The organism is Nocardia sp. NPDC058497 (assembly GCF_042720195.1).
Lineage (GTDB): Bacteria > Actinomycetota > Actinomycetes > Mycobacteriales > Mycobacteriaceae > Nocardia.
On the sequence record NZ_JBHXMY010001031.1, the window covers coordinates 1 to 1120 of the forward strand.

The 1120-nt window shown below is 63.0% G+C and carries 1 protein-coding gene; it reads right to left on the reverse strand.

Features of this window, described 5'->3' with window-relative positions; genetic code table 11:
* Positions 1–1110: class I tRNA ligase family protein (locus tag ACFWPJ_RS33470; protein WP_378857621.1), on the reverse strand; the 1110-nt coding region annotated here is incomplete at its 3' end.
* Between the last annotated feature and the right edge of the window lie 10 nt (positions 1111–1120).

Genomic DNA, 1120 nt, shown 5'->3' on the forward strand with positions numbered 1-1120 from the left:
GGCGTTCTGATGGCGGGTGCGGATACCAGCGACGATGTCGTCGGGCGCTTTCGCGAGGAAGCTGTCGTTGTTCAGCTTCTTTGTGGCACTGTCGATTTCCTTAAGTGCCGCAGCGAGATCCTTTTCGAGGCGGCGCTTTTCGGCATCGACGTCGATCGCTTGTGACAAGTCGAGGCTGACACGTGATTCGCCGATCGGAAGTGCCGAAGTTGGGTGGAAGTCGGGCGTGGGGCGATCGAGGCGCAGCAGTTGCCGGATGGCCGCTTCGTGGCTCGACAGGGCTTCGGTGAGGTCGAGTTCGGCGGGGACGCGCTGGCTGGTGCGCACGCCTTGCTCGGAGCGGAACCGTCGAACTTCGGTGACCAGTTGCTGCAACTCGGCCACCGCGGTCTCGGCGGCCAGGTCACGGAAACCGGAATCTTGTGGCCAGTCGGCGATGACGACCGATTCTCCGCCGGTGAGGGTGGTCCACAGCTTCTCGGTGACGAACGGCACGAGCGGATGCAGCAGCCGCAGCAGAGTGTCGAGCACATGCCCGAGGACCCGACGTGACGCGTCTGCGGGTAACCCACCTTGGGCGAAGACGGCTTTGGACAGCTCCAGGTACCAGTCGAAGGTTTCGTCCCAGGCGAAGTGGTACAGCAGGTCGGACAGTTTCGCGAACTGGTAGTCCTCGTAGCAGCCGTCGGCTTCGGCGATCACGGCGTTCAGACGCGAAAGTATCCAGCGGTCTGTGACCGAGAGTTCCTCGGCCGGGGGAAGTGGCCCGGTGGTCGTAGCACCGTTGAGGAGTGCGAATCGGCTCGCGTTCCACAGTTTCGTGGTGAAGTTGCGGCTGCCCGCCACAGACTCTTCCGCGATCGGTGCGTCGGTGCCAGGATTGGCGGCGCGGGCGAGGGCGAAGCGGAGTGCGTCGGTGCCGTAAGAGTCCATCCATTCGATCGGATCGACCACGTTGCCGAACGACTTGCTCATCTTCTTGCCGTGCTTGTCGCGCACCATGCCGTGCAGGGCGATCTCAGTGAACGGTGGCTGCCCGGTGGCGTAGAGCCCGAACATCATCATCCGGGCGATCCAGAAAAACAGCAGGTCATACCCCGTGAACAACACGCTGTGAGGG